Origin of the sequence: Sulfurovum xiamenensis (assembly GCF_030347995.1) — a bacterium.
Taxonomy (GTDB): domain Bacteria; phylum Campylobacterota; class Campylobacteria; order Campylobacterales; family Sulfurovaceae; genus Sulfurovum; species Sulfurovum xiamenensis.
Genome location: NZ_JAQIBC010000001.1, coordinates 1 through 26,205 on the forward strand (window position 1 = coordinate 1; position 26,205 = coordinate 26,205).

General features: G+C 38.8%; 23 protein-coding genes. 3 read left to right on the top strand and 20 right to left on the bottom strand.

Annotation, left to right across the window (positions count from 1 at the left end; genetic code table 11):
- A partial coding sequence (locus PF327_RS00005; protein WP_289400752.1) for an SGNH/GDSL hydrolase family protein occupies positions 1-1,003 on the top strand: 1,003 nt, incomplete at its 5' end.
- Between the two features lie 155 nt (positions 1,004-1,158).
- On the opposite strand, the gene PF327_RS00010 is transcribed toward PF327_RS00005, so the two are convergent.
- The 8 genes from PF327_RS00010 to purL all read right to left on the bottom strand — a co-directional run bounded on the left by PF327_RS00010 (position 1,159) and on the right by purL (position 10,647).
- The gene (locus PF327_RS00010; protein ID WP_289400754.1) at positions 1,159-2,190 is read right to left on the bottom strand and encodes an NAD-dependent epimerase/dehydratase family protein; all 1,032 of its coding nucleotides are present in this window, start codon (positions 2,188-2,190) and stop codon (positions 1,159-1,161) included.
- Positions 2,187-2,750 (bottom strand): dTDP-4-dehydrorhamnose 3,5-epimerase, encoded by a 564-nt coding sequence (rfbC, locus tag PF327_RS00015; RefSeq protein ID WP_289400755.1) that lies wholly within the window; start codon positions 2,748-2,750, stop codon positions 2,187-2,189. Before rfbC ends, PF327_RS00010 begins: the two co-directional genes overlap by 4 nt.
- Positions 2,747-3,964 carry an L-2-hydroxyglutarate oxidase gene (gene lhgO, locus PF327_RS00020; protein ID WP_289400756.1) on the bottom strand — a complete coding sequence of 406 codons (1,218 nt, stop codon included), beginning with the start codon at positions 3,962-3,964 and terminating at the stop codon, positions 2,747-2,749. Before lhgO ends, rfbC begins: the two co-directional genes overlap by 4 nt.
- Positions 3,965-4,028: 64 nt before the next feature.
- Positions 4,029-5,171, bottom strand: a complete 1,143-nt coding sequence (locus PF327_RS00025) for a hypothetical protein (RefSeq protein ID WP_289400757.1) — start codon at positions 5,169-5,171, stop codon at positions 4,029-4,031.
- A 105-nt stretch (positions 5,172-5,276) separates the two neighbouring features.
- Positions 5,277-6,152: a glucose-1-phosphate thymidylyltransferase RfbA gene (gene rfbA, locus PF327_RS00030; protein ID WP_289400758.1), complete on the bottom strand. Its 876-nt coding sequence runs from the start codon at positions 6,150-6,152 to the stop codon at positions 5,277-5,279.
- Positions 6,153-6,225: 73 nt separating this feature from the next.
- Positions 6,226-6,561: a DsrE family protein gene (locus PF327_RS00035; protein WP_289400759.1), complete on the bottom strand. Its 336-nt coding sequence runs from the start codon at positions 6,559-6,561 to the stop codon at positions 6,226-6,228.
- 108 nt (positions 6,562-6,669) lie between these two features.
- On the bottom strand, positions 6,670-8,202 hold the full coding sequence (gene purH, locus PF327_RS00040) for a bifunctional phosphoribosylaminoimidazolecarboxamide formyltransferase/IMP cyclohydrolase (protein ID WP_289400760.1): 1,533 nt from the start codon (positions 8,200-8,202) through the stop codon (positions 6,670-6,672).
- A 222-nt stretch (positions 8,203-8,424) separates the two neighbouring features.
- On the bottom strand, positions 8,425-10,647 hold the full coding sequence (purL, locus tag PF327_RS00045; protein WP_289400761.1) for a phosphoribosylformylglycinamidine synthase subunit PurL: 2,223 nt from the start codon (positions 10,645-10,647) through the stop codon (positions 8,425-8,427).
- Between the two features lie 194 nt (positions 10,648-10,841).
- On the opposite strand from purL, the gene PF327_RS00050 reads away from it, so the two are divergent.
- On the top strand, positions 10,842-11,522 hold the full coding sequence (locus PF327_RS00050) for a dUTP diphosphatase (RefSeq protein WP_289400762.1): 681 nt from the start codon (positions 10,842-10,844) through the stop codon (positions 11,520-11,522).
- Positions 11,523-11,534: 12 nt separating this feature from the next.
- On the opposite strand, the gene PF327_RS00055 is transcribed toward PF327_RS00050, so the two are convergent.
- The 8 genes from PF327_RS00055 to PF327_RS00090 form a co-directional block, all read right to left on the bottom strand.
- Positions 11,535-12,158, bottom strand: a complete 624-nt coding sequence (locus PF327_RS00055; RefSeq protein ID WP_008243565.1) for a carboxypeptidase-like regulatory domain-containing protein — start codon at positions 12,156-12,158, stop codon at positions 11,535-11,537.
- A gap of 53 nt (positions 12,159-12,211) precedes the next feature.
- The gene (locus tag PF327_RS00060; RefSeq protein ID WP_289400764.1) at positions 12,212-12,535 is read right to left on the bottom strand and encodes an SEL1-like repeat protein; all 324 of its coding nucleotides are present in this window, start codon (positions 12,533-12,535) and stop codon (positions 12,212-12,214) included.
- 1 nt (position 12,536) lies between these two features.
- Positions 12,537-13,877: a tRNA uridine-5-carboxymethylaminomethyl(34) synthesis GTPase MnmE gene (gene mnmE / locus PF327_RS00065; protein ID WP_289400766.1), complete on the bottom strand. Its 1,341-nt coding sequence runs from the start codon at positions 13,875-13,877 to the stop codon at positions 12,537-12,539.
- Positions 13,870-14,721: a Jag N-terminal domain-containing protein gene (locus tag PF327_RS00070; protein WP_289400767.1), complete on the bottom strand. Its 852-nt coding sequence runs from the start codon at positions 14,719-14,721 to the stop codon at positions 13,870-13,872. The genes mnmE and PF327_RS00070 overlap by 8 nt, the downstream gene beginning before the upstream one ends.
- A gap of 3 nt (positions 14,722-14,724) precedes the next feature.
- Positions 14,725-16,326, bottom strand: coding sequence for a membrane protein insertase YidC (gene yidC, locus PF327_RS00075; protein WP_289400768.1), 1,602 nt, complete (start codon positions 16,324-16,326; stop codon positions 14,725-14,727).
- Positions 16,327-16,378: 52 nt separating this feature from the next.
- Positions 16,379-16,714, bottom strand: coding sequence for a ribonuclease P protein component (rnpA, locus tag PF327_RS00080; protein WP_308443046.1), 336 nt, complete (start codon positions 16,712-16,714; stop codon positions 16,379-16,381).
- An 18-nt stretch (positions 16,715-16,732) separates the two neighbouring features.
- Entirely contained in the window at positions 16,733-16,867 is a 135-nt protein-coding gene (rpmH, locus tag PF327_RS00085; RefSeq protein WP_008243576.1) for a 50S ribosomal protein L34, read from the bottom strand.
- Between the two features lie 91 nt (positions 16,868-16,958).
- Entirely contained in the window at positions 16,959-17,438 is a 480-nt protein-coding gene (locus PF327_RS00090; RefSeq protein WP_289400770.1) for a hypothetical protein, read from the bottom strand.
- A gap of 82 nt (positions 17,439-17,520) precedes the next feature.
- Here PF327_RS00090 and nspC point away from each other — a divergent pair, with 82 nt between their 5' ends.
- Positions 17,521-18,657: a carboxynorspermidine decarboxylase gene (gene nspC / locus PF327_RS00095; RefSeq protein WP_289400771.1), complete on the top strand. Its 1,137-nt coding sequence runs from the start codon at positions 17,521-17,523 to the stop codon at positions 18,655-18,657.
- Positions 18,658-18,667: 10 nt separating this feature from the next.
- Here nspC and PF327_RS00100 read toward each other — a convergent pair whose 3' ends face one another.
- From PF327_RS00100 to PF327_RS00115, 4 genes are read right to left on the bottom strand one after another with little or no spacing between them, the layout of a single operon-like run.
- Positions 18,668-21,862: a translocation/assembly module TamB domain-containing protein gene (locus PF327_RS00100; protein WP_289400772.1), complete on the bottom strand. Its 3,195-nt coding sequence runs from the start codon at positions 21,860-21,862 to the stop codon at positions 18,668-18,670.
- Positions 21,859-23,619: an autotransporter assembly complex protein TamA gene (locus tag PF327_RS00105; protein WP_289400774.1), complete on the bottom strand. Its 1,761-nt coding sequence runs from the start codon at positions 23,617-23,619 to the stop codon at positions 21,859-21,861. The genes PF327_RS00100 and PF327_RS00105 overlap by 4 nt, the downstream gene beginning before the upstream one ends.
- A gap of 36 nt (positions 23,620-23,655) precedes the next feature.
- Positions 23,656-24,543, bottom strand: coding sequence for an NAD(P)H-dependent glycerol-3-phosphate dehydrogenase (locus tag PF327_RS00110; RefSeq protein WP_289400775.1), 888 nt, complete (start codon positions 24,541-24,543; stop codon positions 23,656-23,658).
- Positions 24,540-26,180 (bottom strand): NAD-binding protein, encoded by a 1,641-nt coding sequence (locus PF327_RS00115; RefSeq protein WP_289400776.1) that lies wholly within the window; start codon positions 26,178-26,180, stop codon positions 24,540-24,542. Before PF327_RS00115 ends, PF327_RS00110 begins: the two co-directional genes overlap by 4 nt.
- Between the last annotated feature and the right edge of the window lie 25 nt (positions 26,181-26,205).

Sequence of the window (26,205 nt, forward strand, 5' to 3'; positions counted from 1 at the left end):
CAGTGCCGATGCTATGAAGTTTGTCCTGTTGGAGAATAGTATCGAATCTGTAAATATTACAACCCCATTAAGTGGCTACATACAAGGAGGAAATTCTATAATAACAAATGCAAATGCAACAATCACACAAAATGGTTGGGGTGTTAAATTTATTCTAGATGAAGGTAGCCTGGGAGAAATGTCTTTTTTTGATATGACCGAACCTTATGATGCTGTCTTTGAAAATCTTCCAACCGGTGAACATACTATCGATGTGTATATTGTTGATGAAAGTGGTGCCATTCAAACTGGTAATATGATGCATGATCATGTTCACCATATTGGAACAGGTGGTGAAATCATCGTAGCATTTGGTGACAGTATAACATACGCATATAATGATGATGTCAGTATAGATGATGTTTCAGATGATGGACGTAATCGTGGTGGAGGGTTTGAACCAATTCTGAACAACCTTTTAACCTTGGAAACAAATCAACCGCATAGCATCTTAAATGAAGGTATAAGCGGAAATACATCTGCAGATGGATTAGCACGCTTACCTCAGGTTATCGATGCACATCCGGAAGCCACGACATACTTAATCATGTTCGGAACCAATGATGCCAACCCATGTTGTAGTTTACCTATAGAGACATTTAGAACAAATATGCAACAGATTATAGATACGCTAAAAAATGCAGGAAAAATACCTATACTTGCCAAAGCACCACGTGTAATGAGTGACTATTTTACTGATCCCACCTATGTCGAACAAGGAATAGATCCTGAAGATGGGACAAGAAATATCATCATTAGATCATATAATGATGTTATAGATGAATTGGTAGCCATTAATAATATCACCGTAATGCCTCCAGATTTTTATACGTATTTCAGAGATACATTTGGGAATACTTATAGTGTGAGTGTACAAGATGGTTATGTAGATAATTTCCATCCTGATAACTTGGGATATAATGCAATGGCAGAATTGTGGAGAGATGCCTTAATAGTACAATAGTAAATTACTAACTGAAATAAACTTCTCAGTTTAAATTGCAATAAGCAAAAAGTTTTTGATCAGATTCCAGCTGTACTTTATTTATATAATTGCAAGTAGTAAACATAATACTACCGTTCTTTCATTCTCTTTCTCTCTCACTATTTTAGATGAGATCAAATATCTAATATACCACCATACATTTCTGCATTTTTAATGATTTTATGCCATTTAATGAGATCTTTATACCACTCCAAAGTAATCGTCTGTGTAGTCTTTTCTAATTCACCACTTTCAAGTTTTTCAACGATCTCTTTTGTACCTTTTTCAGCATTCCACGCAGCTTTCCATCCCAATGCATTTTCTACCTTATCAAAACTTACAGAATAACTTCTATGATCTGGGTCTCCATACCATTCTATATCAACTTTTTCACCCATAAGTTCGGAAACCGTATTGGCTATCTTTTCTGCAAGTGGTCCAAGTTGATAATTGTTCTCTGCACTACCAATATTGAAAAGTTGTTTATTTATTTTAGATGTGTCAGCTTCCAAAAGAAGGCACATAACATCTGTTGTATCTTGTACATGTACCATAGGTCTATATTGACTACCATCCCTCATGAGTGGTAGTTTCTTAGTTTTCCATGCACCGTAAACCATTCCATTGATTGCAAGATCCAATCTCATTCTAGGACTATATCCAAAAACTGTCGACTGTCTCATAACAGTCACACAGAAATCATCATCTGAGAGTGCGAATACACCTTTTTCAGCCTTTTCATTTGCTTTAGCATATACAGTCAAAGGATTCGTTGAAGCTGTTTCATCTACCTGCTGATCCTGAAAGCCATAAATACTGCAACTAGATGGAAGAATATAGCGTTTAACACCTGCATTTTTAGCAAGGGTAGCAGTTCTCACGCGACTGACATGATTTGTTTGCCAAGTTGCTTCTTCAAGTAATTCACCACTAGGGTCATTTGAAATAGCTACCAGATCGATCACAAAATCTACATTTGCAAAAACTTCTTCTCGAAGTCTACGGCTGTCCTCTTGAATCAATGTTAAATGACTATTTTCTTCCAATTTATCTTTTCCGAAGAAAAAACGATCGAGTGCTTTGACCTTATACCCTTTTGAAAGTAATTTAGGGACCAAAACCGAACCTATATATCCACCCGCTCCTGTTACTAATACTGTTTTCATATATTTTCTCCATAAATAAAATTGTTATCCACATCACTTAAAAAAGATGCTTCCTTATCTTTATCCGACAAAATGGGGTCACCCCAGCCCCAGTCAATATTCAGTTCTGGATCATCCCAACGAATTGCCCTATCATGTTCAGGTGAATAGAACTCATCAACCATATAAAGTTGATGTGTATTGGGAACCAATGCCAATGCACCATGGGCGAAACCCTTTGGAACCACAATTTTTCTATGATTATCAGCAGTAATTAATGCTTTGATATGATGGCCATAAGTAGGACTGCCTTTTCTGACATCAACTACAACATCTAAAATAGCACCTGTTATGATACTCACGATCTTCGTTTGTGCTTTAGGAGCAGTTTGAAAATGTAATCCTCTCAATGTTCCTGCATATACACTCAAAGAGTGATTATCCTGCACAAAATCAAAGAAAAGTCCGTTTTCTTCCATAGATTTTTTTGAATATCTTTCGGTAAAAAAACCACGATCATCGCCAAAAACTTTTGGTTCGAGAATGACAACACCTTCCAAAGCTGTTTCAATCACTTTCATACTTCATCCTTTTCGATATAATGATCCACTACCCATTTTGCAAATGGAAAGCTGCTTGTAAATGCAGGACTGACCGCATTGAGAACATGTACGGTTTTTGTATCACCTTCAACTACAAAATCCTGTAAAAGCTCCAGCGTTTTAATATTGAGAAGCTGTGCTCTGATCCCCGGCTTACTCCATTGATTAAAACCATCGACGTCAATTTGTTTGACCATTTTGGTAGCCAGACTTACAAAATATTTTTTGTTATATTTGTGAAGCTCTTCATATGCTAATGAGCGAAAATTGAATGAATTGTTCAGAAAGAGTTTTGTCTCATACCTCAAGATCGTTAAGAGTTCAGAAAAACTAAATCGGCTTAAGCCTTTATAATTTTCTCGCCAAAAAGCAGGAATCGCTGTAGGACCGATTTTGATGATATTATCAACCGTCACTGTGTAATGTACACCTAAAAATGGATTATTCAAATTAGGAACAGGATAAATATTTGTTTTGATCGGTTTATCCTCTTTGGTATATTTGAGATAGATACCTTTAAAAGGAATAATCACATAATCTTCAGAATAACCGTAATCCCGTGCAATTTTATCTGCATATAATCCTGCGCAATTTATGATCTTGTTAGCATGATATCTGTTACCTAAAGTACTTTCAACGGTATGATCATCAATCTTTTGATGATATCCCTCTTTAAAATAGAATTGAACACCTTTTGATTGCATATCATTAAAAACATGTGTTGTGATTTCTACCGGGTCTACAGTAGAAGTATCAGGAGAATAGAGCGCTTTTTTATAGGTTTTGGCATTAGGCTCTATCGTGGCAAGTTCCTCTTCATCTATGATTCTTACATTCACGCCATTTACTTTTCCTCTACGTTCAAGTTCATAAATGCCTTCAAGCTCTTTTTCATCGGATGCTACGACCACTTTATGACATTTATTGATCCTTAAATTATTATCGTCACAATATTTTGTCAGAATACGATTACCGTCTCTTGTAAATTTGGCCTTGAGTGAATTCGCCGTGTAATAAAAACCAGCATGAAGGACGCCACTATTTCTTCCACTGCTATGTTCAGCAACCTTACTCTCCTTTTCCAAAACAATGATTCTTCTTTCCGGATACCTAAGATGTAACTCTTTGGCAATAGCTAATCCAATAATCCCTGCTCCGATAATCAAATAATCGCTTTCAACTATATTGCTCATCATCACCCCTTCCTTTTTTGGAATGTTCATATCTTAATGATATACATTAGTGACCTATTATTCGTTAACCTTCAAATACCCTCTTTTCAATTGTTTTCCATGCTTCTAGCGCCAAACTATCAGGTATTTCAACATCATCAAATGTTAAAATCTGACCTTCTACTACCGGTTTACGTACCGTTACATCATACATAAGACCAATAGGTACATGTCCAGGGTGTTTTTTTATTTCTGCAGCTTCGCCTCTAACTTCAAAACTACCAATACCTTTCTTAATGGTCTCACCCGGCTTCAAATCTCTTTTTGCTATGGTGACAGTACTGATACTTGGATGTGTACCATTATTCAACAGGACACCACGACCTTCCAAGAGGCGATCTATCGTTTTTATGATTTCAAAGTAGCATAAGTGGTATGGACGGTCCAATGTATAAAACGGTCCATCACCCATTTTATAATTTCGAAGCCCCTCTGCTTGATTAACAGTATGTTCAGCTACTATGAATACACCCGGACGAAGTTTCGGGGACAAAAGATAATCGCTTATCGGATAACCTAACTCTTTTGCCTTTTGAGCTAACATAGTGCCGCCATGCCATGTGTCATCATCTTCTAATCCTATGAGTCCTTGCTGGGCGATACCTAAATTAAGACCATTGGCAACCAGAGTTTGCTCTATCTGTACTTTCGTACCATCAGTAAATGATGTCGTCATATCGATACTGTAATTCTGTTTATCTGCCCAGAACTCCATGTCTTCGAGTTTCGGATGAAGATTTAAATACCCTTTCATATTTCCATAAACAAGAGGTTTAAATCCCATAGAAATGGCTTCTTCATGCAACATAGCTAAAACACCTGGCTGGTCACCCTCCGCTTCACTTATGAGACCTTTATCTGCAAAAAATGAACCAACTGTAACCTGAAACTCGGCATTCATTGTCACGACAGGTATTCCCGCCTTCATTATTTTATCAATCGATTCACATGCATAAATAGGATCCCCAGTACACTCAACAATCAAGTCAGATTTCTCTATTAGTTCATCAAGACTATTTGTTAGTAAATCACTATAAGGTACATCAACCCTTTCATTGATTTTTGTACGCGTAAGAATTTTTATTAATTCATGCTTCGGGTTTTCATGTAATAAATTTATTAGTCCTCTGGCAATAAAACCTGTTCCTATAACACTTATTTTACTCATTTCTTCCCCTTTCTATAAAAATTTACTTGCCTACTAAGCTCCTAAGAAGTATATTTTCAATTATTGCATAATTACATTAATATAATACTATATAATAGAAATTAATCATATTCTCTTTTCTTTTGACATTTCAATCATATATTTGCCATATTCAGTTTTTTTGAGTGGTTGTGCCAACTCATAAAGCTCTTTACTACTTATCCATCCTTTATAATATGCGACCTCCTCAATACAAGCAACTTTATATCCTTGCCTTTGTTCAATATTTTGAATAAAAAGACTTGCTTGTGCCAAACTTTCATGTGTACCGGTATCAAGCCATGCATAACCTCTTCCCATCAATTCTACATTTAATTTTTTTCTTTTTAAATATTCTTGATTTATAGAAGTTACCTCTAATTCTCCTCGTTCTGAGGGTTCAATACTTTTCGCTATTTTAATGACATCATTGTCATAAAAATAGAGTCCTGTTACAGCATAATGACTTTTAGGAGTTTCAGGTTTTTCTTCAATGGACAATACATTTTGATCTTTATCAAACTCAACTACACCGAATCTTTCAGGATCTTTTACATAATAGCCAAAAATTAATGCACCATCAGTCAACTGTGCAGCTTTTTCTAACCTTGGTGTAAGACCAGGCCCATAATAAATATTATCTCCTAAAATCAAACAGACACTATCATCTCCAATAAATTCTTCTCCAATGATAAATGCATCAGCCACCCCTCTAGGAGACTCTTGAATCATATATTCAATTTTCATGCCCAAATGTGATCCATCACCCAAAAGTTCTTCAAAACGTATAATATCATGGGGTGTTGATATAATCAAAACTTCACGAATACCTGCTAGCATCAAAACGGAAAGTGGATAATAGATCATTGGTTTGTCATAAATAGGCAGTAATTGTTTTGATATAACTGAAGTTATTGGATAAAGTCTTGTTCCACTGCCACCTGCAAGAATAATACCTTTCATAAATACCCTTTCTTTATGATAGTTCATTAAGTTACACTATATCATATCATAATAGGTATTGCAAGTTTTTTTCTTAAAAGGTGATCACTTTCCACTCTTCTTTTAGTGCAGATGTCAGCAGTTCTCCGGTATGGGTCATATCTATCCCTAATGTAGCCAATTTCTCACTCACACCATATTCATCGCTGCATACTACACAGCATGAGAGTGCAACACCGGTTGCTTTAATCTGAGCTACCATCTCTTGCAGTTCTGCATTTTCTGCCAATAGCTTTGCCGAAGGACCCCATATCATAAGATGGGCTTTGTCCCAATATCCTCTTGGAAGAATGACACTTGAGTAAAGCAGTACCATCTTTTTAGCCACTTCTATCTCAGCAGTACTCCATACTATAAGTAGTTTGTCCATGGTTATTCCTAATAAATTAATGATGTATTATAGTATTTTTGGGAAGATTAAAAAAGGAAGAAAATGAATAAAAAAGGCAGTACATCAATCATATACTGCCAAAAGATCTTAGTGTAAAAAGTGTCTTACAGTAGTAAAGTAAAGAGAAATACCATGTTCATTGGCAGCTTCAATGACTTCATCATCTCTGATGCTTCCACCAGGCTCGATGATCGCTTTTACACCTGCAGCTGCTGCTGCATCGATACTATCACGGAACGGGAAGAAGGCTTCAGATGCCATCGCTGCACCAGATACATCCAAATCCATCTCTTTGGCTTTTTTAAGAGCACATTGAGCAGCATCTACCCGGCTTGTCATCCCCATACCTACAGCGACCATTGCTGAGTCTTTTACATACACTACACAGTTAGACTTCGTCAGACCAGCGACTTTCCATGCGATCTCCAAGTCTTTCATCTCTTGCGCTGTGGCAGTCAGTTCTGATTTTTGCTCTGCATTGTGCACTTCGCCATCACAGATACAGTCCGCATTCTGATAAACAAATCCGCCATCCACATGTTTGAAATCATGGCTGTCATTTGACATCACAAGTTTTGTTCCACCCTGGGCAAAAAGCTTAAGACGTTTTTTCTTTTCAAACACTTCTAAAGCTTCAGCGTCAAAATCTGCTGCCATCACCACTTCAAGGAAGATCTCATTCATTTTCTCTGCAAGCTCTTTAGTTACCACACCATTGACTGCAACAACTCCACCGAATGCAGAGACAGGATCACATTTGAGTGCTTCCGTGTAGGATTCTAAAAGTGTACCTTTAATGGCAAAACCACAAGGATTTCCATGTTTTACGATACATACAGCATTTTCATCACCAAAACTTGAAGCGATCTTTAGTGCACCGTTCACATCATTGATGTTGTTGAAACTTGCTTCACCTTTGATCTGTTTGAAGTTTTTTGTGAAGTGATTGTCAAACTCATAGAGTGCACCTTTTTGGTGTGGGTTCTCTCCATAACGTGTCTGGAACGATTTTTTACCTGTAATGAACTGATACTCACCAAAACCATCGTTAAAACGACCGTTCATATAGTTTGCGATCATCGAGTCATACGCTGCCGTATGTTCAAAAGCTTTGATCATCATATCTCTTCTGAACTCAACCGTGTTTGTATTGTTTTTCAGGTTATCCAGTACCGTGTCATAGTCTGCTACATCCGTCACAATGATCACACTGTCAAAGTTCTTCGCTGCACTTCTTACCATTGCTGGTCCACCGATGTCAATGTTCTCAATGATCTCCTCAAAATCATCGGTCTTTTCAATCGTTGCTTTAAACGGATAAAGATTCACACATACAAGATCAATCCCTTCAACACCGAGCTCTTTTGCCTGATCTAAGTGAGACTGTTTGTCCCTTCTATGTAAAATACCACCGTGGATATATGGGTTAAGCGTCTTCACTCTTCCCTCAAAACACTCAGGAAATTTTGTCACTTCATTGGCTTCAATCACCGCAATACCTGCATCTTGAAGTTTTTTATAAGTACCACCCGTTGAAATGATCTCATAACCTAATGCTACCAACTCTTTGGCAAAGTTCTCTACACCGCTTTTGTCACTTACTGATATTAGTGCTCTCATTCTTCTCTCTTTCTCAATAATTAATAATAAATGTTACGGCGAACGCCCTTAGAAGCGAAGCGTTTCGAGAGCCGTAACGCTTTTTTGCCTACTTTTTATAAAAAAAGTAGAAATAAAACTCTCATCCCCAAAATAAAACTGGAAATGCATACATCAATTCAAATAATAAACTCAAGTATACATTCCCACTCAGAAGAGTGGGAACAAGAGGAGATTATACTATTACAGGTCCTGCTCAATGGTACGAGCAAACGTATTAAAGTAAATATCTTTTACTTTCTCCAAAGAAAGTTCCACATCATTTACCTTCACGCTCTCTCCACCAACTGTACCAATGTTCGTCACTTTAATACCAAGGTCCATAGCCATACGCACTACAGCTTCTACATGCTCTTCAGAAACTTCTAAAAGTGCTCTACTTTGTGATTCATCAAAAATATTTTTACTGTCATCCAACGCGATCTCAGCGCTTACACCTTTGTTAGAGACTGCTGCCATTTTAGAAAGTGCGATGGCTAACCCACCCACATTCACATCTTTTGCAGCCTTTAAAAGTCCCTGTTTGTTCGCTTCGATGACAAGTTCCCAAAGTGCGAGTTCTGTTTTATAGTCAAATGTCGGTAAAGACCCAGCTGTTTCACCATGCAATGCTTTAATATAGAGTGATCCACCGAATTCACCTTTGGTTTCACCTACAAGAAGGATTTGACTTCCCTCTTCCTGGAATGCTGAAGGGAGTACTTTATTTTGATCATCGTTGAGTCCTACCATCGCGATCGCAGGTGTAGGAAATACAGATACACCGTTGGTTTCATTATAAAGAGATACGTTTCCACTAACCACTGGTGTATTGAGTTCCAAACATGCCTCTTTGATACCTTCACACCCCTGTGCGAACTGCCACATCACTTCCGGGTTTTCCGGGTTACCGTAGTTCAGACAATCCGTGATAGAAAGCGGTCTAGCTCCAGACATTGCCACATTACGACCAGATTCAACCACTGCAAGTGCCGCACCCTTTTTAGGATCGATATAACAGTAACGCGGGTTACAGTCAGAACTCATCGCCAATGCTTTTCCGTTCTCTTTGATACGGATCGATGAGGCATCTAAGCTTCCTGGTCCTTTCGTTGTGTTGGTCTGTACCATAGAATCATACTGGTTGTAGACCCAAGCTTTGTCTGATACTTCGATATTTGAAAGCAGTGTTTCATAGGCTTCTTGGTCATCCACTGCCGGATAACTCTCAACAGTTTTTGCATTCACTTCATCCAAATATGCAGGTCTTGCCACTGGTCTATCCAGTACCGGTGCTTCTTCACTCACCGGAGCGATAGGCATATCAGCACATTTTTCACCATGCCACATCAATTCCATACGTGCTGTATCGGTTACTTCACCGATCACTGCTACATCCAATTCCCATTTTTCAAAAATGTCGATAATAGCCTGTTCACTTCCCTTTTTCGCACAAATAAGCATACGCTCCTGAGACTCAGAAAGCATAAAGTCATACGGTGTCATACCCTCTTCTCTTGCCGGTACTTTATCCAAATGCATGATAAGACCTGCACCTGTTTTACCAGCCATTTCAAATGCTGAAGAGGTAAGTCCAGCTGCACCCATATCCTGGATACCTACTACATGATCCGTTTTGAAGAGTTCTAAACATGCTTCAAGAAGCAGTTTCTCTGTAAATGGATCACCTACCTGCACTGTAGGACGAAGTGATTTAGACTCCTCAGTAAAACTGTCAGAACTCATCACCGCACCACCAAGACCATCACGGCCTGTTTTTGAACCTACATACATTACAGAGTTACCTATACCTGAGGCAACACCCAAGAAAATCTCATCTGCTTTGACCAGTCCCAAGGAAAAGGCATTCACAAGAATGTTCCCGTTATAACTCTCATCAAAACTCACTTCCCCACCGATCGTAGGAACACCCATACAGTTACCATAAGATCCGATACCATCTACAACACCACGTACGAGGTGTCTTTGGTATTTTGCAGTGTCACTGTCACCATTCACTGTACCAAAACGCAGTGCGTTAAGGTTTGCCACTGGTCTTGCTCCCATGGTAAAGATATCTCTAAGTATCCCACCTACACCTGTCGCTGCACCCTGGAAAGGTTCAATGAATGACGGGTGATTATGACTCTCCATTTTAAAGACAGCTGCCATACCCTCACCTATATCGATAACACCTGCATTTTCACCTGGTCCCTGGATGACCCATGGTGCTTTTGTCGGGAAACCTCTAAGGTATTTTGTACTTGATTTGTATGAACAGTGCTCTGACCACATAGCAGAAAAAATACCGATCTCTACGATATTAGGGTGACGACCGTCTAAGATACGTAAAATATCCTGGTACTCTTCTTTGCTGAGTTTGTGATTCTTTAAAACTTCATCTAGATTCTCTATAGGTTGTGACATAGATAGTGTCCTTTTAGGGGGTGAAATAAGGGTTATATTTTACTCAAAAAGTACTAAATAAGTGATAAAAAGGTAGAATGTTTTACTATAAAAAGTGACCAGTCACTTGAGCTTTCTGATGAAGAAAACTTAGCACTAGCTCATAAAATGGACTTTGTTCATTTTATGATTCAAATTAAGAATAAAGGTTATAAATGGATAAGATTTTACAGATGCTGATGCTTCAACAACAACTCAATGATGCAACCAATGGTGAAGATTGGGAAAAAGGTATCACTAAAAATGGGAAACAGATTGACTGGAAACGTTGTACTTATTTGGAATGCGCGGAGCTTATAGAATCTTACCCGTGGAAACACTGGAAAAATATAGATGCCGAACCTGATTATGCGAACATTCAGATAGAAGCGGTTGATATTTGGCACTTCATTATGTCACAAGGGCTCGAAGACTATAAGATGAAAAACCTAGGAAGTATTGATACATTGTCAAGAGCAATTTCCAAGTTACCTAATTTTCAAACGTTTTCTGCAGAGATCACGCCTACTACAAAAGATCATTATGAACAGATAGAAGTCGTTGAGCACTTGATGAGAACTATTTTCTGTGATGAGCCTACAGAAAAATTCATGGAAGCATTTATCGATGTGGCCGTACAGTCTGGACTCAACCTAGATGCCTTGTATACACTTTATGTAGGAAAAAATATCTTAAACCAGTTCAGACAGGACCACGGCTATAAAGAAGGTACCTATATCAAAATATGGAATGGTGAGGAAGATAATGTTGTCATGCAACGTGTGCTTGAAGAAAACAAAGATGTAACGCCAGATGACCTTTACCAAGCATTAAAAGAAGCTTATCCGAAAGGATAAGCGAGAGAAGTATTACTCGACTGCCCTTGTCAAGTCTTGTTCCACGACTTGATTTCCACGTACACTTACTTTCGTAGCTATACGTATATTTTTCATACTCTCATACCCGCACTCTTCTCCACATTTCACAGTACCGATAAGATAATAACTTCCCGAAGGCACACCATAAAATGCAAATTTTCCATTTTGGTCTGATGCTGTGAACTTTAAATAGTTAAAGAGTCTAGGGTCTGCCTCTTGCATCTTGTACCCACCGAGGTAACTCTCTTCATACCACTGCTCAGAATAACTTGTGATCGGATTTAGGTAGAGGCGTGTACTTGCTCCCAACACACGTCTATCATAATAATCCTTGACATAAATGGTACCCTTGACTGTTCCTTTACCTGTTCTAGGCAAACGATAATATTCTGATTCAGGGAATTCAATACGTGCCATTTTATTCTCTTCACCATCTTCCGTGATCATCATTTCAGATTCTGTAAGATTCTCATCAGAGATATTGACATCATCTACACTACTTGAGTGAGCCCAAAAATTTCTATTTTTATTAAATTGGATATCTCTTTGTACACATCCTGTAAATAAAGACATTGCCATCAGTGACATTATGATCATAGTGCCTAGTTTAAACATTTTATACCTTCATTTATAATTTCGGTATTATACACAATTAACTTTACTATCATCTATGAACAATGTTTCTTCTCACGTATCTTTTCTAGAAGGTTTTTCGCATCATTGTCACCGGAGAAGGCGGCTTTTTGGTACCAAAATGCTGCTTTTTGACAACTTTTTTTGACAGCATACCCCTTACGGTATCGGTGTGCTAAAGAGTGTTGTGCATCCATTTCACCCGCTTTGGCAAATCGGTGCAGGTTCTTTACCTTTCTCTTCTCACCCCTATAATACTTGACCGTATTCAAGATGAACCAGATCGTAAAGATACATAAAACCAAGATCATATAAAGCTCTATATTCTCCAAGTTATTCAAATACTCAATACCCAGCATCTTATTTTCCTAAACAGAACTCACCGAACATTTTATCCAGTATCTCTTCACTGTCATAAGGTTTGGAGATCGAGGAGATAGACTTGACTGCTTCTTGCAAATGGTAAGAAAAAAATTCCAATTCGCCATTCATTAAAGGTACTTTCGCTTCTTCTATAGAGATTTTTGCTTTATTGACAGCTTCAATCTGTCTGGAAGAGATCAGCATAAGTTCTTCTCCCTCTCCAATACTATCAAAGAGGCATTCAAGTCTTTCTGTCAGTTTTACAAAAGCTTTTTTGGCACTGACCTCCAATACCTCATAGGCATCAAGTTTCGTGATATCAAAGACCCTATCAAGATCAGATTTGTTGAGGGCAACCACGATATGTTTATCTTCTACTGCTTCAAGAATAGAAAGTATTTTTGCATCTTCACCGTCAAAGGGTCTTGAACTGTCAAAAAGTGCAACAATGACATCCGCATCCTTCACGGATGAAAGTGAACGTTCTATCCCTATTTTTTCTATTGTATCATCCGATTCACGTATCCCTGCGGTATCTACCAATCGTATAATATGAGAACCGATACGTACCTGCTCCTCGATCGTGTCTCTGGTCGTTCCTGCGATATCACTGACAATGGCCCTGTCATACGAAAGCAAGGCATTCAACAGAGAACTTTTACCCACATTTGGTTTCCCTACGATCGCTACTTTGAAACCTTCTATCAATCCTCTTCGCCTGTGACTTGCTTCAACGATCTGTTCTATCTGCTCTGTGAGTGCATCCAGCTGTGTAGATATACTGTTCATGATGTCATCAGGAATATCCTCTTCCGCATAATCGATCATCACCTCTGAGTACGCCAAAGATCTTAAAAGTGCATCCCTGCTCTCATCCACAAAGGTTTTAAGTTCACCTTTCATCTGCTTCGCCAATATCTTCGCGGCATCGACACTTTTGGCTTCTATCAGTTTTGAAATAGCTTCTGCCTCGGTAAGGTCGATCTTGCCATTAAGAAATGCCCGTTTAGAGAATTCACCGGGTTCGGCAAGTCTTACACCATAAGAAGTGATGGTATCAAGTATCTCCTGCGCAACGATCATACCTCCATGACACTGAAACTCTACGATCTCTTCACCTGTAAAGCTATGAGGTGCAGCAAAATATATCATGATCGCATGGTCTATCAGTTCATTGTTAAAATTATAAAGAGAAGTAAGGTGTGCGTGTCGTGGAATGATGTTTTCTAAATGAGATATCTTATGTGCTATCTCCAATGCAGCATCTCCGCTCACTCTGATAATAGAGATGGAAGAGACACCGTGTGCAGTGGCAATAGCGGTTATCGTATTATACATGGCTCTTATTGCTGTTAAATTCGTTTATGACAACAAATTTTTTACCCTCTTTACCTGTCTTGACTGCCACATACTTATCGGGAAATCTTTCACGCAGCTGTTCCAGTGCAATCTGTACCAAAATACCATCGAGGAAACGTGTTTTACCTTTCCCCTGCTTTTCAACATGTTCAATGACCGGTTTAATATAATTACGAATCATCTCCTGTTGTGTCGTCAAGAACTCTGCGATCTCAAGTTTTATGAAGAGTTCATATTTTGTATGTAACCAGTTAAACAGCATATAAGAGAGAGCATTGTAACGATACCCCTCTTTACCTATAAGAAGTGCCGCATCCTCACCATCGATAAAGATCAATGCAGTATTGTCTCTGACATCCACTTCAACGACATCTATATCAAAACAAGAGTGAGAAAGCAGCTCTTTGATTTGATCTTCTATCATCAGAGCCAACTCATCATAGACAAGCGCTTCATCTTCAAATGTTTCAACGTCAGCTTCATAATGATCTACTTCAAAAAAGCTATCGACAATGGCATCTTTTTCAATTTCAGGTTCAGTAGGGGTAGTCTGTTCTTCTTTGAGGGTTGCTATAATCTCAGAGGCAACACTCTCTTCCGCAGTTTGCACTGTAGGTGCTTCTTTGTTTACTTCATTTTTTTCATACTTGGGAGCAGATGCTTTACATGTTGCTACGATGATCGCATTTTTTTTCAAAAGGCCGAAGATACCTTTGGAAGGATACTGTATCACTTCAGATTGAAGTTCAGAAACAGAGCAGCCCAACATTTGAGAAGCTTTTTCATAAGCTCCTTCCAGTGTTGATGCTTCTACCTTTTTCATCACCTAGTCCTTTGTTTTCTTGTGCGCAGCGACTGCCAACGCTTTTTGTTTTGCATACATATGGTTGATAAAGTATTGTTGCGCGATTGTAAACAAGTTGTTTACTAACCAGTACAATACAAGACCAGATGGGAAATAGATAAAGAATACTGTCATGATCACAGGGAACCACTTAAAGATCTTCTCCTGTAACGGATCGGTAAAGTTACTTGGCGTGATCTTTTGCTGGAACCACATAGATGCACCCATTAAAACAGGCAGAACAAAATAAGGGTCCATCACGGCAAGATTGTCTATCCAGAGTATCCATCCTGCACCTTGTAATTCATCTGCATTTAAAAGCACACGGTAAAGCGCAAAGAAAACAGGAATCTGTAAAAGAAGCGGTAGACATCCACCCATAGGGTTTGCACCATGTTTCTTATACATTTCCATCATCTGCACATTCATTTTTGCAGGGTCACCTTTATACTTCTCTTTGATCTCTTTCATTTTAGGTGCCAGGTCTTTTAGTTTATTCATAGACATCATACCTTTGTATGAAAGTGGGAATAACACAAACTTTACCAGTAATGTAAAGAGGATAATCGCCCAACCCCAGTTACCCACATAATCGTTGATCCAAAGTAATACTTTAAAGAACGGTTTAGCAAGGAATGAGAACCATCCAAATTCTATGGCATCTGTCAGTTCAGGATGGATCGCTCTTAGTATTTTGTCCTCTTTTGGTCCGATATATGCCTTTAAGGCTAATGACTCATCTCCCTGTACAAAGATAAGAGGATCACCATTTGCTTCTTTTAAGATAGAAACGTTCATCCCTTTTTCAAAATCGAAGAACATGGAAGCGACATATCTGTCAAAAGCAGAAGCTATTTTGGCATTTTGGAACTTTTCATACCCTTCAGCATCTCCATCTTCGATCGTATTGATGATATTATCCGCTCCTTTCACCAATGCTCCTCTTACAAGCATATACATAGATTCATCCGCAACTGGTCTGTGTCCCGGTGTGATGAAGTATAGTGTTGGTGCAGAAGTTTCCACTGTCACATGATACTCTCCTGTAGGTTTGAATGTGATCTTTTTTGTCACTGTCAGAGAAGAGAGTGTTTGTGTCAAAGTCACTGTTTGAGGGCCTTTGCTCACATCTACTGTTTTACTTCCACTGGTTACATAAGGTGTTTTAAATGCTTCTTCATTCAACTTTGTATCTGAAAACCTTACTTCCAATGGCTTCACTTCATTCGCACCTAAAATTTTCAGATTGTTACCATCTTCATCATGATACTTTGCTTCTAAAAGTTCAACTTGAGAGATACGTCCATATGCATCCAGGGTCATAATAAAGTGATCAGATTTTACAGTGATCAAGGCTGCTGATGCCGTTTGAACTGGTGCACTGGCTGCTGTTGCTGCTGCGGAAGTACTTGGTGTTGTTACATTTGTTTTATCTACCGTAGGCGTTTGATGCGCTGTACTGGTTACTTGTGATGTAGTTTGTGTAGGTTTTTCAGGTGGGAAAAAATAGCTGTATCCAATAAATACAAAGAAAGAAAGTGCCAGTGCCAGAAGAAGTCGTTTATTTAAATCTTGTTGTTCCAAAATTATGCCTTTAATAATATATCAGTGATAGTATAGTGTTAAATGTGTTAAATTATGTTGCAGTACACTTCTTTAGTGCATGTAGATACGCCTTACGTGTCACAGAATAGTTTTCTTCAATAAGCGCAGGTTTTGCAACTAATACGTAACTACCTTGAGATAAGAGGTCTATATTTTCGATGAAATGTGCTCTTAACAAACGTTTTGCTCTGTTTCGATGAACTGCATTTCCAATTTTCTTAGAGGCAACAAAACCTACTTTATACTCATCACTCTTTTTAAAGAAAAGTACAAAATAAGGTGTATGCCATGTTTTTGTCGCGTGTTTATACACGCTGTTAAACTCTTTACTGGTTTTGATCCTAGTAAAATGTTTGATTGAACTGATGGTTGTATACCAGAAGTATTATACTGCTAGTCTTTTTCTACCCTTAGCTCTTCTTGCAGAGATCACTTTTCTACCATTCTTCGTTTTCATTCTAGTTCTGAATCCGTGCGTTCTTTTTCTTGGTGTGCTATGAGGTTGGTATGTTCTTTTCATTCTGAATCATCCTTAATAAATTTTTACCCGCATTCCTGCAGTTGTTATAGTTGGACGGGATTCTACTGTAAAATCCCTTAAAACCTACTAATTATTGCAGACTTCTAAAAACAATTTCATTAGACTTGTTCGAGAGTTTACTTTTTGCAAATGTTTCGAGTAGTTTTAGTATCACTTGTTTCGGCGTGTAATGTGTCGCTCTTACTTCCAGTTCCGTACAGTAGATATCCGACCCCTGATCTAACTGGATATTTCTAATCAGTCTCTCTGCAAAGCGATATCCTCCATCCACCTTGGTATCTTGACAAAGCATTACGTAGAGCGGTTCTTCTTTATCAATTTCAAATAATATATCAGTTTCGCGTTTCTCTCTGTCCAATAATGTATTTAGATCTACATCTTTCGCTGTCAATAGCATCAGTACAAAAGCCTGTTGATTCTCATTCTCCATAAGATAATAAATAATATCGATCGTAGCTTCTAATTTATCTAACATCTTCACAGCTAGCTGGATATCCTTACCGTTAAATCTTAAGCCTTCACTACGATTGTCATTTTCCCTTGCACCCATACTAATAGATCTCCTTCTTCTCTAAACAAAATATTTGCTCCATTATAACAAAATATTTTGGATTCTATTGTTATAATTTCTCATGAACAATATATACGATAATTTACCTTCCCCCTGTTGGCTTTTAGAAGAAGAGAAACTGCTTAAAAATCTTAATGTCATCTCAGAGATCAAAAAAGAGAGTGGCGCCAAAGTATTGCTTGCACTCAAAGGGTATGCTTTGTGGAAAAGTTTTCCACTGATCAAACCCTATCTTGACGGATGCTGTGCCAGTGGTCTACATGAAGCAAAGCTTGCGGATGAAACATTTTCTAAAGAAGTCCATACCTACTCTCCTGCCTTTAAAGAAGAGGAGATCGATGAGATAGCCAGGATATCACATCATCTGGTATTTAACTCCCCTGCCCAGTTCCGCCGGTTCGCCTCACAAGCGAAGAAGATCAATCCGAAACTCTCATTGGGACTGCGTGTGAATCCGGAGTATTCAGAATCTCCCAAAGAGATATACAATCCTTGTGGACTCTACTCTAGACTCGGTACAACCGTACAAAATATGGATGATGCCATTTTAGACGATTGTGATGGCTTGCATTTTCATGCACTCTGTGAGCAAGGGAGTGATGCATTGGAAAATGTACTCAAAAATTTTGAAGAGAAGTTTGCTGATTATATACCGAAAATGAAATGGATCAACTTTGGCGGAGGGCATCATATTACGCGTGAAGGATATGATACACAGAAGCTCATCGGGCTTATTAGGGAGTTTACAAAGAGATATGATGTAGAAGTCTATCTTGAACCTGGTGAAGCGATAGGATGGCAGACCGGACCACTGATCACAACTGTACTTGACATCGTGCACAATGGTATGGATATAGCGATCCTGGACTCTTCTGCCGAAGCACACATGCCTGACACGATCATTATGCCTTACCGTGCTGATGTACGTCATTCTGGAGAGGCCGGGGAAAAGGCACACACCTATCGTCTGGCGGGCAATACCTGTCTCGCTGGAGATATTATGGGAGACTATAGTTTTGATGCCCCCCTTCAGATAGGGGATAAAATCATCTTTGAAGACCAAATGCACTATACCATGGTAAAAGCCACGACCTTTAATGGAGTGAAACTTCCTTCTATAGCCATTCAAAGAGTGGATGGTACTGTAGATGTGGTACGTAACTTCGGCTATGAAGATTTTAAACAGAGACTTTCATAGACCAAGAGGTTTAAAAATCTTTTTTATAGAGTATGTCATAGGATTGTGACTCTTCACTCACACCTATCACACTCTCCGTGCGTTTGCCATGTTCGTATTTGAGTTTTACACTCGAAACCTCATCATTGACATAGATGATCGTGATCTTGTCTGTCAACTTTTTACCTACCTCTACACTCTTCCCCTCTCCAAGTACAAGATGGTCCAACTGCACGCCAAGATTTGAAAGTGCTGACTTTGCCATAGCACCTCCCATCATCTTCATCATCTCTTCACCGCTGTTTGTACCCGCACCCGCTTCTGAATCAAATAGTATGATCGACAATATCTGTTCTTTGGTCAGTGAAGGTTTGGAGGTGAAATGGATATTCGGTGCATCCGCTGAACCCGTGATCCTGATAGTGATAAGATGATTCAGAGATTGATAGGTGACACTCGCTTCAAGAAGCGGTTTGTTCGGATTACCTGTAAAATAGATATAACTCTTATCCAAAATAAACTTCTTCCCCTCGAAAGTATAGCTTCCCCCTTTTAGTATCTCTACTGTACCTAAGAGCATGAGTTCTGACTCTTCTGCTTTATAGACACTCAGGTCTACTGCAGCTTTTATATCTACATTGCCTTTTTTATAGATAAGAGGTTTTTTTGTCTTTATCTGTACCGAGCTACTGAGTCCATCCATAAATGGATTGGGTTCTTTCTCTTTGATATCTTGCACGATGATAATATCACTGTCAGATGCGTAAGTCTTTTGACCCAGGTCATAGTGTATAGCACCACCCAAAAGCGTGATCTCACCATTGACAGATGTTTTATTCCCGTCCAGCACCGTTTTGATATCTATAGCACTCTCCAGGTCAACGATCTCATGTGCTATAGGAAAGGTATCAGCTTCTGCCGTTATCGTTCCTTTTCTAGCCTTAAGGTCATAGGTACCCAGAACCTTTAATCCGTCATTCAACCAAATAGGTTCCATGGTCACATTTTGATCGTTCAAAAATATCGTTGAGGATTTTGTAGAAAAAAGTTTTTGCCCTCCATAGGTAAACCTGTAATGGTTCAATACAATTTTTTCATCCTGCAAATGCACTGCCAGATCTATATCATTGACAATATGTTCTGTTTTCCGCTCTGCTTGATAGCTGATCTGCGGTGATCTCAGTGCAATGTCGATATTTTTTAACTCACTGAGTGCTACAGAAAGTTCTGCACTCCCTTTAACTACAGGAACCTCTCCAAGGGTATAGACATCTTTAATACTTTTTATCAAAGCATTCATAGAAGTGATCTGTGTATCTACTGTGAGTTTTTCTTCAGGCACGCCAGATAGATTGGCATATACACCACCTAATGTGACCTTCCCTTTTAATTGGCTACTGTTCATATCATATTGTGCATTTGCATTAAGCTTTCCGGCTGTAACTACAGCATCTACACTATTTCCTAGTACTGTTACGTCACTTTTGAGAGGATCCAGATGATCCCACTTTATAGAGGTATTGTAAGTGTACAAAAGTGACTCTTTAGGTATATGCATCACTGTTTGTACTTGTAATCTCTCTTTCAAACTCATGTTCACATCGATATTCACCACATTAGAGTCTATTTTCGCATAGGCCATCAGCGAAGCATTCTTCTCAAAGCTGATAGGTGCATCTATGACCATATTGGCTTTTGTTTGGTTCAGTTCTACAGGAAGTGCTATAAATTCATTAAGCAGCAATGGATGCTTGTTCTCTAAATGTAAATCAGCCTTTTTAAAATCAGGGGAGATAAATGTTCCTTGTAGATTATCTGACTCTATCTCTGTTTTCACACTGTGTCCGTCACCTTTGTATGTGACGCGTAAGTGATCAAGAGGTTTTACAAATTTTGGATCAACGCCAATGATCTTTGCAGCATATATCTCTCCACTGTAACTGATATGCTTATCCATCGTAAAAAGATTGGTCACCAAAACATCTTTTGCATACGGTGTTGTCAGCAGTAGATCACTCTTAGCCTTGAGAGTGCTTTTTTTGATATCATACTCCACATTGATATGTAGATCATCGATATCAAGATTAAAATCATTGACATCTGCCTTCAGGACCTGTTTCATCTTTATTTTCAGATCTGAATTTACCATTGATCGAGAGACATTAAGATCAACAACGATGTCTCCCACGGCTTCTCTTCTTATAGGCAGTTCATAGAGTTTAAAGAGTGCTTTTTTAGGTTTGAAATCCACCTTTCCAATGAGTTTATTATTTTTCACTCTTGTCTTATAATATATATCACTGAGGTTTGTACTGCTGTGCACATTCAGATCAGCTTTTTGAAGTAGAAGCTTTTCTACATCAAAAACGGCGTCCCTTCCACTTACATTAAACGCTTTCGCATCTACAGGACCATAGATAAAAGGAAGTGTATTAATCTTTAATCTGTCTAGATGTACCCATTTAGGCATCAAGGGATTCACCGTTTTATCTTTGCTTCTATTATCATTCCCTGTAACGACTGTATCACTTTCATTACTCTCATTACTGTCTGGAACAATAAGTGTTTGCAGTGCAAGTGCATCAAGCTCTTTGATGGTCAATTCTCTTACATTCAGATACCTATCTTTCAAACCTGCCTTCAAAGTGATCTTAGTCACATTAGAATCCACTTTCAGATCCAAGGCACGTACATCCACACTATCACTTGAATACTGCAAATCCCTTACATCCAACATCAGCTTTGAGATACCTATCCCCTGTTCATCAAAGGGTTCAAGACTCAGTGAAGCATGCTGTACATTTACATCTATCTCCAAAGGCGCATCCGTACTGCTGCTCTCATTGCTTGTATTATTTTCGCGGGAAGAGAAAGACGCCATCAGTGTTTTGACCGTACCCACATTGGCTTTTTCGACCTGCAGGGTATTGATGATAAGTGTTTTTTTGAAAAGTCCGGCAGGGTTCCATTTCAGCGTAATATGTTTAACAAGCGGATCTTCATTATATGCCAAATCTTCTATCATCACTCCCGTCAGTACATTTCCATGGATACGGCTGTAAGAGATGTTATAATCAGGTGCAAAGTGATCAGCCACTTTCCTGACAACATAGGCTGAATTGACGATAAAATAAAGAGCCAGTCCCAAGACAATAGCCAGTATGAGTAGGTATACAATGATTTTTCTTATCCATAACAAGGGCCTGTAAAGTAATATCTTTTTCAAAACGATTGTCCTATCTGAAATGAAATGCCATACTGTGAGAAATCATTGACATTGAAACCTATATCCAGTTTAAAAGGGCCTATAGGTGTCATATAACGAGCTCCTAAACCCACAGCAGAGATGATCTCTCCTTTAAAATTGTAACTTTCCTCTGTAAGCATGGTATTGTCCGTAAAGAGTGCCCCATAGATATCACCCCATACAGGGTAATTTGCTTCCAAAGAGAGATTGGCCATGGTTGAAGCACCATAGATACTATCTTCTGTAGGAGAAATGATCACCCCCAGTTCTCTAAATCCGTATGCACGGTTAGAGTAGGCACCTCCCCCAAAAAAATACTTTGATTCGGGCAGTCCATTCTCGGTTGAGACATCCACTATACCTACCTTTCCTACAGCTGCAAGCGTAAGATCCGCAAATGTATGGATGAACCTGCCTTCGAACAGTGTTTTCATATAGACACTGGCTTCCTCATCATAGGAGAGGCCAAATTCACCGTAAGCAGAAAGGTAATACCCATATTTTGGATTGAGTTTGGAATCTCTTGCATCATAGACAAGGTCAACATAGGGATATAGGAGTGGAAAGGTACCCTCTGTCACTGCCTGCGACAATTCAACACCCCTATCAAGATTTTCTAATGCAGAGATAACAATATTTTCCAAAGCAACACCTGCTCTTAATCTTAATCTTTTATGCTCATGTTCTAGATAGGCTCTTAAAAATGCTTTTTCCTCTTTAAATCCATCAAACTCCAAATTTGAATATCCTGTATTCCCACCTAGATCCGTGTAATACCCAAAAATATCTAAAAATGCCGGTTTAAAATAGCCCAACTTGATCAACTGTTCTCTTTGAGACCAAGATGTTTGAAGCTTTAATTCCTGCGCATTGCCCATAAAGTTATGTTTGGTGATTTCTCCAAGCACCCGCATTCCTACATACGTATCATAGCCTGCACCCGCTTCCAAATGGTAGGGTTTTTCCATCTCTGTAAAGGTGATATCTACCGGTACCACATTGTAAAACTTCCTATCTACATCGATAATCACACTGTCAAAAGCATTAAGTCCATAGAGCCTGTTAGATGTATCCTGTATCAGATCCGTACTATACTTTTGACCCTCTTTGGCTTTGACACGTGACCTGATGACATCCTCGTCGATTGTTTCCAACCCTGAAGTAGTCAACTTTCCAAAGGTACATATACCGCCTTTCCGTAAGACATAACGCAGATCAACAGTATGCAGATCAAGATCGACATAGGCTTTCGTGTCTAGATCATAACTGCAATACCCCTCTTTGAGTAATCCTGCAATCATTTTACTTTTTATTGCTATAAAGGTTTCAGCTCTAAAAATATCATCTTTTTTCATAGTGACCATGGTAGAGATGTTATAGTCACTGGAGATATTGATATCTCTCACCCTGACAGGTTCATTCTCACTAATGGTTACAAAGACGGTTGTGTTAGTCTCTTGAATGGTAAAATTGGCATCATAAAACCCTTCAGAGTCGTAAAAGCTTTTTAATGAGGGTTTTAAAGAAGGTATGAGTTTATCTTTGATACGAGGGGTGTTATCTTTCCAAAATTGGAAAAAACCTGGTGTGGTCACACCCAAGGCATCTTGCAGATCAGATTCTTCGAAATATTTTTGACCACTAAAGTGAATCTCATGGGTAGGTAATTCTATTTCATCAGCAAAAAGAAGTGTAGATATGCATATGATAAGACAAAATGTAAACGTGTGCCGCATATTTTACTCTCCTAAAATACTATAGTTAACTTCTCTTTAATCCAGTAAGTCTTTCACACTCTCCAAAGGATCTTTACCCTCTTCTATCATGGCATAGACTTCTGCAGCAATAGGAAGATAGATCTCTTTCTCTTTGGCTATTTTATGCAAGGCTTTGGCTGTAGGTACTCCCTCGGCCACTTCTCCAAGCTCACTGAGTATCTCATCCATATCCTTACCCTTTGCCAGTCCTAATCCTACTCTGTAATTCCTTGAGAGTGTCGAACTTGCTGTAAGAAAAAGGTCGCCTGCGCCGCCCAAGGAAAGAAACGTTTCAGTCTTTGCACCAAACGCTTCTCCAAAACGTGTCATTTCCACCAAGCCTCTGGAGATGAGTGCTGCCCGCGCATTATTTCCAAGCCCCAAACCATCACACACGCCACCGGCAATGGCAATAACATTTTTATAGGCTCCGGAGACTTCTGCACCAACAACATCGCTGCTTACATACCCTTTGATAAATTTTGGTAGTGCATCTGCATAGGTTTGTGCCAATTCATGATTTGTAGAACTAATGATCAATGCGGTTGGAAGCGATTTTTGCACTTCTGCTGCGAAGGACGGACCGGAGATGAAAGCCAGTCTATCCGCAGAGACAAAGTCACCGTACACATCATTCAAAAAAGCTCCAGTACTTGTCTCTATCCCTTTGGCTGCAACCAGGATCTTCTGTCCATGGTCCACAAAATTCTCTTCCATCCATCCGCGAACAAACTGTGCAGGGATAGCTATCACCAGATACTCACACTTTAACGCTTCACTCATAGGCACAAAATTCTCTATCGCTTTCGAATGCCGAGAAGAGATCACCACATCATTCTTTTGACTATAGGCATGATACAGAGCCTGTCCCCATTTCCCTGCGCCTATAATTGCCATTTTCATCTTTCTACCCTTTTTACATTATTTTCGATCATTTCAACAAACTGTGAAGCACTCTCATCATACATATCAAATATTTTACTCACACCCGCCAAAAGCAATTTTCTATTGTCTTCTTTCGTATCAGAAAGTGCCACGATTTCATCTTTAAATCCATTGGCACGCAGCGTAATGCTGTAGTAGACATTCAACGCTTCATCATTCATTGCACACACTGCGATCCCATCCTTGATATCAGGAGTTTCACTGTTTTTTTTATCGATGAGGATCACATTGGTAAAACCGTCATCTTTAGCTGCTTCATAACTCTCATTTCCAATCTCATAGATCGTCACTTCTATCCCCTCTTCTTTAAGCATTTTACAGATATGGTCACTCTTATGCGTATAACCGAAAAAGGAAATACTTTTCTTCTCCTCTTCACTGTGTTTCTTCAAATAATGAAAAGCTCTTGTATCTATCACATCATAAGGTTCGACCAAGCCATCTACTTTTGTCGCTTCATACTGTGGACGTAACTCAACTTGATTCATACGGGCATACACCACAGAATCTGATTGGATACTTTTTGCATTGAGGATAAAATAGATATTATTGATATCAGAACTGCTTAAAGTCAGCATCGCTGCGATATTCCCTCTTTTATACAATGTTTTGACCATCTTTGCACTGGAACCATCTGCATGTATCACTTGATAGCCATCCTGTTGTGCTTTATTGGCTTTCGTTTCATCGTCTTCTATAATCACAGGTTCATATATTTTCTGTATTTTTAATTTCTTTGCGATCGTTGTTCCCAAATGCCCATATCCATTAATGATAACCACGTTATGCATTTTATGCACATGATTGATACTGTCCTGGTTACGCAGTTCACTAAATCTTTCAGAAAAAGCAGAAACCATCACAGAAGTCACAAAAGAGATCATCGCGATACCAAATATAATACCGAACATCGATACGATCTTACCCAGTTCGGTCACAGGAGCAATATCACCATACCCCACTGTAGAGATGGTCACTAAGGCCCAATAGATAGCATCCAGATAAGAACCCAACGCTTGATTGATACCGAATTCAAGCAGATAAAATATAGAACCAAAGGTAAAAGTGACGCCCAAAAGCATATAGCCTAAAAAGACAAATTCAAAACGTTTTTTAAGTAATGCGTTAAACAGGCTCGATGCCCCATGCATATAATGATAGAGTTTTAAGAGCCGCAAGATTCTAAATTTGGGGAAAATAGCTATAAGATCGATCAATGCAGGCAGGGAGATCATATAGCGTAATTTCGATCTTAAAACCGCCCAGTATCTCTCAGAACTACTAGTGTCAGAAGCTGAAGCAACGAGATATTTATGGATATCATGGCTGATCCATAATCTTAGCAGATACTCCACAGCAAAGATGGCTGTCACAAAATAGAGATCGAATTCCACAAGCCATTCAGGGACCTTGCCTGTTTTGCTCAAGATGAGTATCGCAATAGAGAGCACAATAAGCATGATCATAAATGCATCAAAGTACTTTTTATAGGGGTAGTTTATATCTTCAAGCAGTGAACGAAAAAAAGATTTTATCTTTTGATAGCGTACAGAACTGTCTATCTTGTGCGAGAGTTTAACGATGAAATCATGCATATATTGCTACCTCCCAAAATGCACA